The organism is Tahibacter amnicola, from assembly GCF_025398735.1.
Classification (GTDB): Bacteria; Pseudomonadota; Gammaproteobacteria; order Xanthomonadales; family Rhodanobacteraceae; genus Tahibacter; species Tahibacter amnicola.
In genome coordinates, this window is the sequence record NZ_CP104694.1 from 313,895 (window position 1) to 326,981 (window position 13,087).

14 protein-coding genes are annotated in these 13,087 nt (G+C 65.5%); 8 read left to right on the plus strand and 6 right to left on the minus strand.

From position 1 onward, the window contains the following. Window positions 1-40 precede the first annotated feature (40 nt). The 5 genes from N4264_RS01195 to N4264_RS01215 all read left to right on the plus strand — a co-directional run bounded on the left by N4264_RS01195 (window position 41) and on the right by N4264_RS01215 (window position 5,184). Complete coding sequence (locus N4264_RS01195) at window positions 41-2,473, plus strand: TonB-dependent receptor (protein ID WP_261695253.1); 2,433 nt, start codon at window positions 41-43, stop codon at window positions 2,471-2,473. Window positions 2,474-2,591: 118 nt separating this feature from the next. Beyond that, window positions 2,592-3,383: an undecaprenyl-diphosphate phosphatase gene (locus tag N4264_RS01200; protein ID WP_261695254.1), complete on the plus strand. Its 792-nt coding sequence runs from the start codon at window positions 2,592-2,594 to the stop codon at window positions 3,381-3,383. 215 nt (window positions 3,384-3,598) lie between these two features. Then, window positions 3,599-4,429 (plus strand): BON domain-containing protein, encoded by an 831-nt coding sequence (locus N4264_RS01205; protein WP_261695255.1) that lies wholly within the window; start codon window positions 3,599-3,601, stop codon window positions 4,427-4,429. Between the two features lie 25 nt (window positions 4,430-4,454). Next, entirely contained in the window at window positions 4,455-4,607 is a 153-nt protein-coding gene (locus N4264_RS01210) for a hypothetical protein (RefSeq protein ID WP_261695256.1), read from the plus strand. A gap of 79 nt (window positions 4,608-4,686) precedes the next feature. Next, entirely contained in the window at window positions 4,687-5,184 is a 498-nt protein-coding gene (locus N4264_RS01215) for a low affinity iron permease family protein (protein WP_261695257.1), read from the plus strand. 66 nt (window positions 5,185-5,250) lie between these two features. On the opposite strand, the gene N4264_RS01220 is transcribed toward N4264_RS01215, so the two are convergent. Both N4264_RS01220 and N4264_RS01225 read right to left on the minus strand, forming a co-directional pair. Beyond that, window positions 5,251-5,424 (minus strand): entericidin A/B family lipoprotein, encoded by a 174-nt coding sequence (locus tag N4264_RS01220; RefSeq protein WP_261695258.1) that lies wholly within the window; start codon window positions 5,422-5,424, stop codon window positions 5,251-5,253. 53 nt (window positions 5,425-5,477) lie between these two features. Then, window positions 5,478-6,029, minus strand: a complete 552-nt coding sequence (locus N4264_RS01225) for a hypothetical protein (RefSeq protein WP_261695259.1) — start codon at window positions 6,027-6,029, stop codon at window positions 5,478-5,480. Window positions 6,030-6,278: 249 nt separating this feature from the next. On the opposite strand from N4264_RS01225, the gene N4264_RS01230 reads away from it, so the two are divergent. Further along, complete coding sequence (locus tag N4264_RS01230; protein WP_261695260.1) at window positions 6,279-8,435, plus strand: ATP-binding protein; 2,157 nt, start codon at window positions 6,279-6,281, stop codon at window positions 8,433-8,435. Further along, window positions 8,425-9,540: a hybrid sensor histidine kinase/response regulator gene (locus tag N4264_RS01235; protein WP_261695261.1), complete on the plus strand. Its 1,116-nt coding sequence runs from the start codon at window positions 8,425-8,427 to the stop codon at window positions 9,538-9,540. The genes N4264_RS01230 and N4264_RS01235 overlap by 11 nt, the downstream gene beginning before the upstream one ends. A gap of 219 nt (window positions 9,541-9,759) precedes the next feature. Here the strand turns inward: N4264_RS01235 and N4264_RS01240 are convergent, their stop codons facing one another. From N4264_RS01240 to N4264_RS01250, 3 genes are all read right to left on the minus strand, one after another. After that, window positions 9,760-9,957 carry a CsbD family protein gene (locus N4264_RS01240; RefSeq protein WP_261695262.1) on the minus strand — a complete coding sequence of 66 codons (198 nt, stop codon included), beginning with the start codon at window positions 9,955-9,957 and terminating at the stop codon, window positions 9,760-9,762. Between the two features lie 90 nt (window positions 9,958-10,047). Further along, entirely contained in the window at window positions 10,048-10,488 is a 441-nt protein-coding gene (locus N4264_RS01245; RefSeq protein WP_261695263.1) for a PA2169 family four-helix-bundle protein, read from the minus strand. Between the two features lie 80 nt (window positions 10,489-10,568). Beyond that, window positions 10,569-10,730 carry a DUF1328 family protein gene (locus N4264_RS01250; protein ID WP_261695264.1) on the minus strand — a complete coding sequence of 54 codons (162 nt, stop codon included), beginning with the start codon at window positions 10,728-10,730 and terminating at the stop codon, window positions 10,569-10,571. A 218-nt stretch (window positions 10,731-10,948) separates the two neighbouring features. Here N4264_RS01250 and N4264_RS01255 point away from each other — a divergent pair, with 218 nt between their 5' ends. Continuing rightward, complete coding sequence (locus N4264_RS01255; protein ID WP_261695265.1) at window positions 10,949-12,319, plus strand: sigma-54-dependent transcriptional regulator; 1,371 nt, start codon at window positions 10,949-10,951, stop codon at window positions 12,317-12,319. Between the two features lie 84 nt (window positions 12,320-12,403). Here N4264_RS01255 and N4264_RS01260 read toward each other — a convergent pair whose 3' ends face one another. After that, window positions 12,404-12,946: an aspartyl/asparaginyl beta-hydroxylase domain-containing protein gene (locus tag N4264_RS01260; protein WP_261695266.1), complete on the minus strand. Its 543-nt coding sequence runs from the start codon at window positions 12,944-12,946 to the stop codon at window positions 12,404-12,406. Window positions 12,947-13,087 lie beyond the last annotated feature (141 nt).

Genomic DNA, 13,087 nt, shown 5'->3' on the forward strand with positions numbered 1-13,087 from the left:
GAACACCGACACAGCAACAGTCAGGAACGGGGAGCGGAGCATGAGGCTGATCGAACGGGGCCTGGTGGTGAGTATCCGGCGCGCGCTGCTGGCGGGTGGCATCCTGGCCGCCGCCGCGGCTGGTGCGGCCGAACCAGCCGGGGAGGCGGCGACGGAACTGGATCGTGTCGTGGTGACGGCGCAAAGCCGCGAGCAGGAGCTGCAGGACGTCCCCATCGCCATCCAGGTCGTCACCGACACGCTGATCGACGCCACCGCCTCCTACGACCTGCAGGACATCGACACCTTTGTTCCCGGCCTCTCCGTGACGGGACAGAAAACCCAGCCCTATTTCGCCATCCGCGGCATCAGCACCGGTGACTTCGGCATCGGCACCGATCCCGCCGTCGGCGTCTACGTCGACGGCGTCTATGCCGCGCGGTCCGGCGGCTCGGTCCTCGCCTTCAACGACGTCGAACGCATCGAAGTGCTCAAGGGGCCGCAGGGAACCCTGTTCGGCCGCAACAGCGCGGCCGGTGCCGTTTCCATCATCAGCAAGCTGCCGCAGGACGAACTCGAAGGCCGGGTGCGCACGCGCATCGGCGAAAACGGCGAGCGGTACGTCGATGGACTGCTCAACACTCCGCTGGGCGACACCACGGCGCTACGTATCAGCGCGCTGCGCAACCGCAGTGACGGCTGGCTCACGGACGCTGCCACCGGACAGGATCTCAATGGCGACGACAACTGGGCCACGCGCGCCGCGTTCCGCTGGAATATCAGCAACGACACGACGATGGTGTTCTCCTGGGACCACGAGGTGGTCGACCAGCTCGCACGGCCTGCCATCGGCATCGTCGCGCTTCCGGCCGCGCCGGAGCGCCCGCCCTCGCCGCCCGATCCGCGCCTGTTCCTGGATCCACGCCACGCACCGGTGCTCAACGACGTGGAGGGCAACGAGGAATCGCGCACCTTTGACGGCGCGACGCTGAGTTTCACCCACGCGGCAGATTGGGGCAGCTTCACCTCGACCACCGCCTGGCGCGAATTCGATACGGTCAATCGCGAGGACGAGGATGGCACCAACCGGCGCGACCTCTATCTGGACACGGCCAATATCGAGGACAACCGCAGCCTGTACCAGGAGTTCAAGTTTTCCGGCAACACCGGCCGGGTGGACTGGGTCGCGGGCGCCAGCTACTACAACGAGCGCGCCGACCAGATTTCCCAGGTGAACGTGTATACCGACAGCCTCGACACGCTGATCCGCAATCGCGGCCTGGCCCCGACGCCCGACGGCACGCTGTTCGGATTCTTCAGCGACGTGCTGGCCGGCTACGGCGTGCCGCTGTCCCTGCGCGACCACGCCTGGCGCGAGGAGATGATCAACCACGCCGATTCCAGGGCCTATGCCCTTTTCGGCGATACGATCTGGAAGCTGACCGATCGCACCAACTTCACCGTCGGCCTGCGCTACACCCGCGACGAAAAGCGCTTCAGCTGGCTCAATGGCCCGCGCACGGCCGCCACGCTCGACGCGACGCTGGCGCAGATCCAGCCGCTGATCGAGCAGCTGCCACCGGACGTGCAGGAGCAGGCGATGATTGCGCTGGGCGTGGCCAGCGGCGATATCGTCTTCAATGCGGGCGCGCTGGAAGGCCAGGTGGTGCGTGACGAGGATTCCTGGAGCGACCTCAGCCCGCGCTTCGTGCTCGATTTCCACCTCGATCCGGACACCCTGCTGTTTGCGTCGCTGGCCAAGGGTTACAAGGCCGGCGGCTACAACAGCCTGGATATCGGCGCCCAGTTCGACAACGAAGACGTGTGGAACCTGGAGACCGGCATCAAGCAGGTGCTGCCGGGCGTCGGGCTGCAGTGGAATGCGTCCGTCTTCCGGTATGTGTATTCCGATCGCCAGGCCATCCGGCTCGATCCGGACAGCGCCGGCAGCGGCGTGCCGCGCTATCTCGTCGATACCAGCGATGAAGAGGCCTGGGGCGTCGACGCGGGCGTGCTGTGGCAACCCACCCGACAGTTCAGCCTGGACGCGAACATCGCCTTCATCGACGCCACCTACAAGGACAAGGTCGCGCCCAGCGGCGCCGATCTTTCCGGCGCGCCGACCGGCGAGCCCTACCTGTCGTTCGCCGTCGGCGGCCAGTATGCGTGGCAGCTGGGCGGCGGTGGCGAACTGGCCCTGTCGTTGCGCCATGCCTGGCGGGGCAAGAGCCGCTGCAATGCCGATTCGCAATTGCAGGGCGATTGCAGTGTCAGCCCGAACTTCGACGTGGGCCGTGCGCAGCAACGCACCGACCTGCGCCTGGGCTGGCGCAATGCCGACGGGCACCTGGGCATCGCCGCCTACGCGAACAATGTCTTCGACCAGCGCTACGTGCTGGGCGTGGGCAACTACACCACCGACGTGTTCGGCACCACCTACGCCACGATCAGCCCGCCGCGCCAGGTGGGCGTGGAGGTGGAAGTCCGCTTCTGAAAGAGCGCGTGCCGGCCTGCGCGGCGCTGGCGATTCCGGCGCCGCGGATGCCGCATCGGGGCATCCCGCGTAAGCTATGCGGTTCCGCCGGCCGGGCCGGCCCACTGACGTACCTTCCGTGAGCGAGTACCTCGTCGCCGCCCTGCTCGGCGTGATCGAAGGCATCACCGAGTTCCTGCCGATTTCGAGCACCGGCCACCTGCTGATCGCCGAGCACTGGCTGGGTGCGAAGTCGGATCTGTTCAATATTGCCATCCAGGCCGGCGCGATCCTCGCCGTCTGTCTGATCTACCGCACGCGCCTGTGGCAGCTCGTCACGTGCCTGCACCAGCCCGAACAGCGCGATTACGCCGCGAAACTGGGCGTCGCCTTTGCGATCACGGCGGTGCTCGGCCTGATCCTGGCCAAGGCCGGCTTCAAGCTGCCCACCGAGGTCACGCCGGTGGCCTGGGCGCTGGTCATCGGTGGCGTCTGGATGGTGCTGGCCGAGTGGCGTGTCGCCGATCGCGCGCCGGTCACGGCCATTGGATGGCACACGGCCGTACTGGTGGGCGTGATGCAGGTGGTGGCGGGGCTTTTTCCGGGTACCTCGCGTTCGGCCGCGACAATCTTCGTCGCCCTCCTCGCCGGAACGACGTGCCGCGCAGCGGCGACGGAGTTTGCGTTCCTGGTCGGTATTCCGACCATGTTCGCCGCGACGGGCTATGAACTGCTCAAGAGCGGCCGGCACGGCGCGCCGCACGAGGACTGGTCGCTGCTGGCGGTCGCCTTCGCCGTGTCCACGGTCACCGCCTTCGTCGCGGTGAAATGGCTGTTGCGCTATATCCGCACGCACCGGTTCTTCGCCTTCGCCGTCTACCGCATTGCGCTGGGCGTGGCCCTGCTTCTGGGCCTGCCGGCTGGCGCCTGAGCATCCGCTGCGACACGCACGATGCCGCGCAAGCTGCACGGCCGTCCCGGCGGCGATCGTGCAGATCGAATCTGCCGCCGCGGCGCCCGCGCCGCTAAATGCTTGTCCTCGCTTGTGCCCGTGCCGATGCCGGTGCTGGCACGCCTCCTGTAGCGCACTGCCTGCCTGACCGCTACATCGGTAGCGGTTGCAGGGCATTGAACGAGGAGGACTCTATGCGCAGGCATATTCTGACCCTGGCGACGGCCGTTGCCCTGGCTTGCGGTCTGGTCGCCCCCACCCAGGCGAATCAGGAAAAAGGAAAGTCAGTCGAGCAGACCTTGAGCGATGCCAACAAGGAAGGTCGCATCTGGGCCAGCTTCGCGCTCAATCGCCACCTGGACGCGTTCGATTTCGATATCGACGTCAACGGCGACACCGCCACCCTGGGCGGCACCGTCACCGAGCCGATCGACAAGGAGCTGGCCGAACAGGTCGCCCTGAGCGTGAGCGGCGTGAAGGACGTGGTCAACAACATCAAGGTGGACGCGAGCTACCAGCCCAAGCCGCGCACGCACAGTGAGCGCAGCGTCGCGCAGATGACCGAGGACGCCACCATCACCGCCCGGGTGAAGAGCAAGCTCCTGTGGAGCGAGCACACCGAGGGCATGGCGATCGACGTGGACACCAAGAACAATGTCGTCACGCTCAACGGCAAGGTCGATACCAATGCCAGCAAGGACCTGGCCGAACGCTATGCCGCCAATACCAGCGGCGTGCGCAAGGTCGTCAACGCCCTGGTGGTCGGCGGCGAGGCCGTAGCGCGGAAGGAACCTGCGTCGGACCAGCCCTTGTCGGACGCCTGGATCACCACCAAGGTGCGCTCGTCGCTGCTGTTCTCGCGTCCGCTGATGGACGATGACATCGACGTGAACACCAGCAACGGCGTGGTGACCCTCACCGGTGCCGTCGAAGGTGCGAAGGAACGTTCGCTGGCAATCGAGATCGCCGACAACATCCGCGGCACCAAGCGCGTGGATGCCAGCCATCTGTCAACCCGTCGCTGACCGATGCGTTGGCGAGGAAGCGACCATGACATCCACGTCGATGAGCGAGCCGGTGCAGGAAGCCCGGCGCAAGAACGGCGCAAAAGCCAAGGCGCCCGCCCGCGACAGCGCGCGCAAAACGGACCAGGCGTCACCCAGGCCGGCACCGCCCAGGCCACCACGCGAGCGGCGCCGCTGAGTTCACCGGCCCGTGCAGGACATGTGTGACCTTCGCCCCGGCCAATCCGCCGGGGCTCTTTTTATCGCAGGAGGCAGCCATGAGTGATGGCATCAAAGCACGCGTTGCCGCCGTGCACCGCGGCAATCAGCGTTCCTTCTTCGACCGCCTGGCCAACCGGGTGACGCGCGTGGTCGGCTCTTCGATAGCCTTCTCGCTGGCCAGTCTGTCGATATTCATCTGGGCGGTCAGCGGCCCGTTTTTCAACTATTCCCAGAACTGGCAGCTGCTGGTGAATACGACCACCACCATCGTCACCTTCCTGATGGTGTTCATCATCCAGCAGTCGCAGAACAAGGACAGCGTCGCCGTCCACCTCAAACTCAACGAACTGCTCGCTTCGCACAAAGGGGCAAGCAACCGACTCGTGGCGATTGAAGACCTGGACGAATCGGAGCTGGAAATTCTGCGCGAGTTCTACTGTCGCCTGGCCGAGCTGGCCGAGAAGCGTCGCGCCCTGGGCGAAACGCACTCGCTGGACGAAGCGCATGCGGCCGACGAGAAGAAGCACGGCGAGGCCGGCAAATCGGCCGATTGAACCCACCGCATGCAAAAATAGGGCCGCCTCCAGCGGGAGGCGGCCTTAGGCGGACGGACCGCCGGGTCAGTTCTGGCTGCGGTCCTTGCCCTTGCGGACGTCGTCCGAGGCTTCCTGGATCTCCTCACCGGCGCGCTCGATATCCTTTCCGGCGCCCTTGACGGTGTGGCAGGCGGTCAGCGGCGCAAGCGCGGCGACCAGCCCGAGCAGCAAAGCCGAAGTCTTGAATACGGTGTTCATGGCCATCCCTCTCTCGATGTCTGGTTCACAGTTCCCTTGAGAAATCACCCGTGTCAGCCGCCGCTGGCTTTCTCGACGTCGTCGGCGTCCTTGAGCAGCTGGTCCTTGCGCACGTCGGCCAGGCGAACGGCGGAGTCATAGTCGGCCTTCGCCTGGTTCTGGCAGGTGTCGCGCGCTTCGCCGGTCACCGCGTCACATTTCTCCTTGGCCACTTTGTAGGCGGCGTCGGCGTCGGCCTTGGCGACTTCATAGTCGGCCTTGGCCTTGGCGCGGATGGTATCGGCGCGTTCCTCGCCGACCTTTTCAATCGCATCGGCATTGGCGCCGCCGAGCGTCTTGTTGGCGTCGGCCACCTCTTCGGAATGGTCTTTGCGTGCTTCTGCCAGGTCCTTGCTGGCGTCCGCCTGGGCCTTGGCCAGGTCAGCCTGGGCGTCGGCCACCTTCTTGGTGGCGTCTGCCTGCGCTTCCTGCACCTTCTTGCTGGCGTCGGCCTGGGCCGCTGCGACGTCGGCGCGGGTCTTGGCAGGGTCCTCGGCCTTGTCGCAGGCAGACAGCGCCAGGCAGGCCGCTATACACGCAGTCAGAATCAATTTTCGTGTATCCATGATCAGCTCCATGCGGGGTCACTCCACGCGTTGATTCGCGTACACGCCTTGCATCAGCCTTTGTGCCATCGTGGTGAATTTCCGTAAGTTGCTGATTTGGCGAAAAAGGTTATGATCAAAATGGACCCGGGACCGTGCAGCCGGCCCGGCCGTCGACGGGCGGCCATGCAGCTTGCATCGAAGCAGGCTCGGCGGGATCACCGTCGACCTGCGCTCCGCGCGCGCTGCCGAGGAGAAGGGAACTAGGTGATGGACAACCCGCCCGGTGAACCCACCCCCGCACCGCAGTCGTCCAGTTGGGAAGGATGGCAGCGCTATTTGCTGCTCTCGGCGCTGGCGCTGCTCCTGCTTGGCGGCGTGGGCTGGACGGCGTTCTCGGCCAGCAATCAGTTGCGGCGCACACTCAACGAAGTCATCGCCTTGCAGGAAGCCACCAAGGAGCTGGCGCTCCTGCTGCAGCTGACGGTCGACCTGGAAGGCGGCCAGCGCGGCTACCTGCTGACCGGCGACGAAAGTTACCTGGCGCCGTACCAGAACGCGGAAGCGGCGGTGCAACGCCAGCTGGACGTCGTCAATGAAAGCCTGCAAGGGTATTCGGAAGCGGCGGAGGAACTGGCCGCGATCCGCCGCAGCCTGGCCATGCGACGGGCTGACCTGGCCACCAGCATCCGCCTGTACCGCGAGGAAGGTCCGAAGGCGGCGCTGGACCAGATGCGCCAGCACCTCGGCCGCGAAGCCATGGAAGACATCCGCGCCGCCATCCGGCGCGTCTCGGTCGATGCCCGCAGCATCATCGTGGAGAAGCAGGCGAGCATCGAGGACATCATCACCTCGCGCAATATCACCATTTTCTGGGCACTGGCGATGGCGGTGGCCGCCAGTCTCGCCGGGGTGGTCCTGCTGCGCCGCCACCTGCGCGCCCTGGCCGCCGAGGAGCGCCTGCGCGCCGAAAAGGACCGCTCCGACCGCGCCAGCCGTGAGAAGAGCATCTTCCTGGCCAACATGAGCCATGAAATCCGTACGCCGATGAATGCCATCTTCGGCTTCAGCCAGCTCCTGGCCGAACGGGTGACCGACCCGGAACAGCGCCGCTACGTCGACGCCATCGTCACCAGTGGTCGTTCGCTGCTGGCGCTGATCAACGACGTGCTGGACCTGTCCAAGATCGAGGCCGGCCGCCTGGACGTGAGAGCCGCGCCGATGAGCCTGCGCGAGACGATCGACAGCGTCGTGCTGGTGTTTTCACAGTTTGCCAATGAGAAAGGGCTGCGCCTGGCTGCCCGGGTCGATTCCAGCGTGCCCGAGGGGCTGGAACTGGACCAGGCGCGGCTGCGCCAGATGCTGTTCAACCTGGTCGGCAACGCGGTGAAGTACACCGACGAGGGCCATGTACTGGTGCGCGCCAGCGCCCTGCCGGACGGCGACGACGAGACCCGCCTGACCTGTCTTATCGAAATCGAGGATACGGGCATTGGAATCGACCCCTCCGATCACGAGCGCATCTTCGATCCGTTTGCCCAGGCCCAGACGAGCACTCCGCGCGAAGGCACGGGCCTGGGCCTTTCGATCACCCGGCGTCTGGCGCGCCTGATGAACGGCGAGGTCACCGTGGACAGCATTCCCGGCCGCGGCTCGTGTTTCCGGCTGCGCCTGGCCAAGGTGGCAATCGCCGTGCTGCCGTCGGCGCCCGGGCCGATTGCCACCGAGCTGGCGGAACTGCCGGCGGCGACTATCCTCGTTGTCGATGATGTCGCGCTCAATCGCCAGCTGATCGAGGCCATGTTCCGCGGGTCCGCCCACCGGTTGCTCGAAGCGGAGGGGGGCTTGCAAGCGGTCGAACTGGCACAAACCTACCGGCCGCAGATCATCCTGATGGACATTCGCATGCCTGACCTGGACGGCGTCGCCGCACTGGAGCAGATCCGCGCGATCCCCTCGCTGGCCGATACCCGCGTCGTGGCGGTGACGGCATCGAGCCTCCTGGGCGAGGAGGAACGCCTGCGCGAACGCTTTGACGGCTACGTGCGCAAACCCATCTCGCGCGAGGTGCTGTTCGCCGAACTGCGCCGGCTGTGGCCGCAGGGTGTTCATGTCGCGATGGATCCTGCGGCCCTCACCCGGCCGCAGGAGCTGCCGGGAGTGCTCGCAACGCTCGAGGGCCTTGAGCGCGAGACCTGGCCGGCGCTGCGGGCCAGCCTGGCAGTGCGTGAAACGGCACGGCTGGCCGATGAACTGGCCGAGCTGGCGCAGCGCTGCGGTTCACGCCGGCTCGATGAGTACGCCGACAGACTCAAGGCCGCGGCGGCCAGCTTTGATCCCGCGGCCCTGGACAGCGCGCTGTCGGAATTTCCCCAACAACGGGCCGCACTGGCGGCCTATGCAACGGATACCACTGATGCCGCTTAGTGCTCCCTCGCGCGAACCACTGGTTCTCGTCGTCGATGACCAACCGGCCAACATCCAGCTCCTCGGGCAGGTGCTGTCGGCAGCCGGTTACGAGGTCATGCCCGCCGCCTCGGGCGAGCAGGCGCTGGCCCGCGCGCAGGCGCGGCAGCCGGACCTGGTGCTGCTGGACATGATCATGCCCGGCATGGACGGCTTCGAAGTGTGCCGGCGCCTGCACAGCGAAGTCGCACTGGCCGAGGTGCCGGTGATCTTCCTCACCGCGGCCACAGAACGCGATTTCCTCGTGCGCGCCTTCGAGTTCGGCGCCGTCGACTACATCACCAAGCCCTTCTTCGCCGAGGAGCTGCTTGCGCGGGTGCGCACGCATGTGAATCTCAAGCGCGCCAACGACCACCTGCGCCGCATCGTGCGCGAGCGCGAGGACGTCACCGCCATCGTCGCGCACGACCTGAAGAACCCGATTTCCAACGTCCGCTTCGCCGCGCAGATGCTGCGCCGCGCCGGCAGCACGGCCGACCGCCAGGTCTCCCTGATCGAAGACATCGTCAGCTGCTGCGACGAAGCAATCGAATTCATCCAGCGCTTCCTGCAGCGGCGCGCCGAAATCGAGCGCCTGCGCTCGATGGTGCTGGCACCGGTCGACCTGGGCCAGCTGGTCGAACGCGCGATTGCCCGCCAGGCCGTCGCCGCCGAGGCCAAGAACCTCACGCTGTCGCGCAGCGGCGAACCCCTGGCGGCGCAGGCGGACATTGCCGCGTTGCGCAACGTGATGCAGAACCTGCTCTCCAACGCCATCCGGTATGCGCCGGTTGGCTCGGAAATCGAGACGCGCATCGATGCCGACCGGCCAGGCCACGCGCGCGTGTTTGTGATGGATCGGGGTCCGGGCATTCCCGAAAGCGAGCGCACCAAGCTGTTCCAGCGCTTCGTGCGCATCGCGCGTACCGACAGCACGGTTGACGATTCACTCTCCACGGGCCTGGGTCTGGCCATCGCCAAGGGCGATATCGAGCAGATGGGCGGCTACCTGTGGTACGAGCCGCGCCAGGGCGGCGGCAGCGTGTTCGCATTCGAATTGCCGCTGGCGCAGGCCATCACGGCCTGACATCCGCAAAAAGAAAGGCGGCGACGTGTTACGCGTCGCCGCCCTTGCTCGCACTGTTGCCCTTGGGAGGCTGTGCCGCATCGCTTCTCAGCGGTGCACGAACCGGTCTCGGTCCGGGGGAAGGGATAGCGTATCGACCGGTTCGCTTGGGGAACTGTCCGCCATTGCGGGTTTGCCGTCGCGGGAGCCGTTCCGTGGCTCCCGCGCCGCGCGGCGCTGCTACAGCGCCTGTTCGAACTTCCTCACTTCGCTCTCGGCCTGATCCTTGGCCCAGCCGTAGCGCTCCTGCAGCTTGCCGATCAAGTAGTCGCGATGTCCTTCCGCCACCCCGAGATCATCGTCCGTGAGCTTGTTCCACGTCGTCTTGACGCGGCCGGCGATCTGCTTCCATTTCCCCTCGATGATGTCGTTGTTCATTGTCGTACTCCTGATGTGCACGCGTGGTGACGGACATTGCCGTCGTGCAGTCCCTTGGCAGGCGCATTCCGTTCAAGGTTCGTGAATGTCTCAGGCCGCGAGGCGGCTCTTGAGATCGCGCATCTCGTCATGGGCGCGCTTGATCTCCGGGTAATGCCGTTCGGCGATATTGCGTACTTCCACGTTGTCACTCTTGGTCAGCTCATCGCGGAAGGCTTCCAGGATGCGATCTTCCGTCTGCTCCAGCTGGGCCACGTACACGGCTTCGGCGTCACGGCTCATGCTGGCGCGGATGTCCGTGTACAGCTGGCGCAGCGCACCGAACATGGTGCCGCCCGTCGGCGCTTTCTCGCCGTGCGAGCCGACCTGCGTGGACAGGTCATTGGCAATCGCCTGCTTCATGCGCGCCATTCGCGCGAACAGGTTGGCAAAGGCCGGCACCTTCACCTTCGTCGCTGCCTCGGTGTAGAACTTCTCACCGTCGTGCAGCAACTCGATCAGGTCTTTCAACTTTCCGGTGGTATCGCTCATGGAGATCTCCTAGGTGATTTCGGGCCCAGCCATCCTTGGCATGCCGCGCGCGGCGCGACCGATCCTTGCGAGCAGGCTCGTCAGACCCTTCTGCGGCCGGTCACCAGCGAAATCACGAAGAGTACGAGGAAGACGAAGAACAGGATCTTCGCGATTCCCGCAGCGGCCCCTGCGATTCCGCCAAACCCGAGCACGGCCGCAATAAGGGCGACGATCAAGAACACGACGGCGTAGTGCAACATGGAGAAACTCCTTTTCGTCGGATCGTTTGTCTTTCCGCGCTGCACGTCGGCCTTCGCGGTCGAAGGAATAGAGTCAATCGCCGTGCCAGTTGCGCGCACCGCGAATTTTCTTGATATTTCAGTCTGTTGGAGGAAGCGTTCCGGGCGCGTCTGGCGGCGGAATGCATCAAACCCGGTAATGCTCGTGCGAGCTGCACGAGACAGCGAAGGAGCGGCCGATGAGCGATGTCAGTTCCGTACCGCGCGAACGCGTACTGCTGATCGATGACGACAGCACCGTGTTGCGCAATTTCCGTCTGTGTCTGGAAGACGCCGGCTATCAGGTCAACACCGCGCACAACGCCAGTTCGGCGTTATCCGCGGTGGCACGCAGCGTCTTCGACGTGTGCGTGCTTGATCTGCATATCGGTGACGAATCGGGACTGGACCTGCTTCCGCAATTGCGCGCCGCAGCGCCATGGATGCGCGTGGTGATGGCCACGGCCGAATCCGATGCGTCGATCGCCGTGGCGACGATGCGCTCGGGCGCGGCGGACTACCTCATCAAGCCCTGCTCGCCCGAGCAGCTCCTGCATGCCATTGCCCGGCAGATCGATGCCCGACGCATGGAGCGGCGCATCGAGGAACTGGAAGACCGGCGCAACGAACCCGCGCTTGAAAGTGTAGAAAGCGCCAATCCGCTAATGGCAAGAATGCTGGAAATTGCACGACAGGCCGCCGAATCGGACGCGACCATTCTGATCCTCGGCGAAAGCGGCACCGGCAAGAACGTGCTGGCACGCGCCATTCACAACTGGAGCAATCGCCGCAAGGCGGCGTTCGCGACTGTCAATTGTCCGTCCCTGTCAGCGGAACTGCTGGAAAGCGAACTGTTCGGTCATGTCAAAGGCGCCTTTACCGGTGCCCACGACCATCGCCAGGGCCGTGTGCAGGTGGCCGAGGGCGGCACGCTCTTTCTCGATGAAATCGGCGAGTTTCCGCTGTCATTGCAGCCGAAGTTCCTGCGCTTCCTGCAGGATCGCGAATACGAACGGGTGGGCGATCCGCGCACACGCAAGGCCGACGTGCGCCTTATCGCCGCCACCAACCGCGACCTGGCCGCCTCGGTCGCCGAAGGCACCTTCCGCGGTGACCTCTACTACCGGCTAAACGTGATCAGTCTCACCGTGCCGGCACTGCGCGAACGACCGGAAGATGTCATGCCGCTGGCGCGCAATCTCCTGACCAGCCTGGTCGCGCGTTACCGGCGTCCGGCGCGGCGGTTTTCCGACTCGGCCACCAACGCGATGATGACCTACTCCTGGCCCGGCAATGTGCGTGAGCTGGCCAACGCGATCGAGCGCGCTGTCATTCTGTGTGCCGGCGAGGAAATCAGCTACGAGCACCTGCCGTTCGCCGCTGCCGGCATGACCGCTTCCATCGCCAGCGCCACGCCGCGTGCCGGCGACCCGGTGACGATCGAGCAGCTGGAGCGGGCGCACATCGAGGCCATTCTCGGCGCGACACCCACCCTCGACATCGCCGCCAAGACCCTGGGCATCGACGCCTCCACGCTGTACCGCAAGCGCAAGGCCTATGGCCTGGGCTGAACGACGCAGAACGACCAGGAAGGCGAGACCGTCGCGGGCTCGCCTTCCGATGTTCGCGCTGATGCTTTTCCTGGCGTAGCGCGGCTAGGCGGCGTCCGCCGCACCGTTGAAGTCGCCGATCACACCGACCAGATCGGTGATCGCCGCGCGTTCCACGTCGGTGAGATCCGGATGCCAGGTATCCAGGATCATCACCACACGCGTGCTGTCGCTGCGGTTCCAGGCTTCGTGTTCGTAGGTGTCGTCAAATACGACGACCTTGCCTTCCTGCCACGCGTGATCCAGTCCACCCACGCGCAGGGCGCAACCGGGCGGCACGATCAGCGGCAGGTGCACCACCAGGCGTGTATTGGTCACGCCGCAGTGCGGCAGGATGTGCGAACCCGGCGTGAGTACGGAAAACAGGGTTTCCGGTGCGTGACCACGGATACGCACGACCGGCAGCGAATCGAGCACGGCCATCGTGTGCGGCGCGCGCGCGGCGTTGGCGTCGTTGCGCGCACCGTGACGGTAGAAGAAGAACGCATTCCAGGCCGGGGTGCCGCGCTCGCCACGCAGGTAGGTTTCCGCCTGCGCCGGCGAATCGAAATGCAGAAAGGGTTCGAAGCCTTCGTCCTGTGCCAGCATCTGCGCCAGTTCCGCGCGGATGGCGCCCGTCTGTGCTTCCAGCGCATCGGCCCAGGCGAACCGTTCGCGCCCGTAGAACGGTTGCGAGGCGATACCGGGAAAAAGAAGAACGTCGGACGCTGCCGCGGATCCGGCGGTGCC

Bases quoted from the DNA above. Each gene is read 5' to 3' on its own strand.
- N4264_RS01195 (WP_261695253.1), top strand. From the start codon at position 41: ATGAGGCTGATCGAACGGGGCCTGGTGGTGAGTATCCGGCGCGCGCTG.
- N4264_RS01205 (WP_261695255.1), top strand. From the start codon at position 3,599: ATGCGCAGGCATATTCTGACCCTGGCGACGGCCGTTGCCCTGGCTTGC.
- N4264_RS01210 (WP_261695256.1), top strand. From the start codon at position 4,455: ATGACATCCACGTCGATGAGCGAGCCGGTGCAGGAAGCCCGGCGCAAG.
- N4264_RS01215 (WP_261695257.1), top strand. From the start codon at position 4,687: ATGAGTGATGGCATCAAAGCACGCGTTGCCGCCGTGCACCGCGGCAAT.
- N4264_RS01220 (WP_261695258.1), bottom strand. From the start codon at position 5,424: ATGAACACCGTATTCAAGACTTCGGCTTTGCTGCTCGGGCTGGTCGCC.
- N4264_RS01225 (WP_261695259.1), bottom strand. From the start codon at position 6,029: ATGGATACACGAAAATTGATTCTGACTGCGTGTATAGCGGCCTGCCTG.
- N4264_RS01230 (WP_261695260.1), top strand. From the start codon at position 6,279: ATGGACAACCCGCCCGGTGAACCCACCCCCGCACCGCAGTCGTCCAGT.
- N4264_RS01235 (WP_261695261.1), top strand. From the start codon at position 8,425: ATGCCGCTTAGTGCTCCCTCGCGCGAACCACTGGTTCTCGTCGTCGAT.
- N4264_RS01240 (WP_261695262.1), bottom strand. From the start codon at position 9,957: ATGAACAACGACATCATCGAGGGGAAATGGAAGCAGATCGCCGGCCGC.
- N4264_RS01245 (WP_261695263.1), bottom strand. From the start codon at position 10,488: ATGAGCGATACCACCGGAAAGTTGAAAGACCTGATCGAGTTGCTGCAC.
- N4264_RS01250 (WP_261695264.1), bottom strand. From the start codon at position 10,730: ATGTTGCACTACGCCGTCGTGTTCTTGATCGTCGCCCTTATTGCGGCC.
- N4264_RS01255 (WP_261695265.1), top strand. From the start codon at position 10,949: ATGAGCGATGTCAGTTCCGTACCGCGCGAACGCGTACTGCTGATCGAT.
- N4264_RS01260 (WP_261695266.1), bottom strand. From the start codon at position 12,946: ATGCTGGCACAGGACGAAGGCTTCGAACCCTTTCTGCATTTCGATTCG.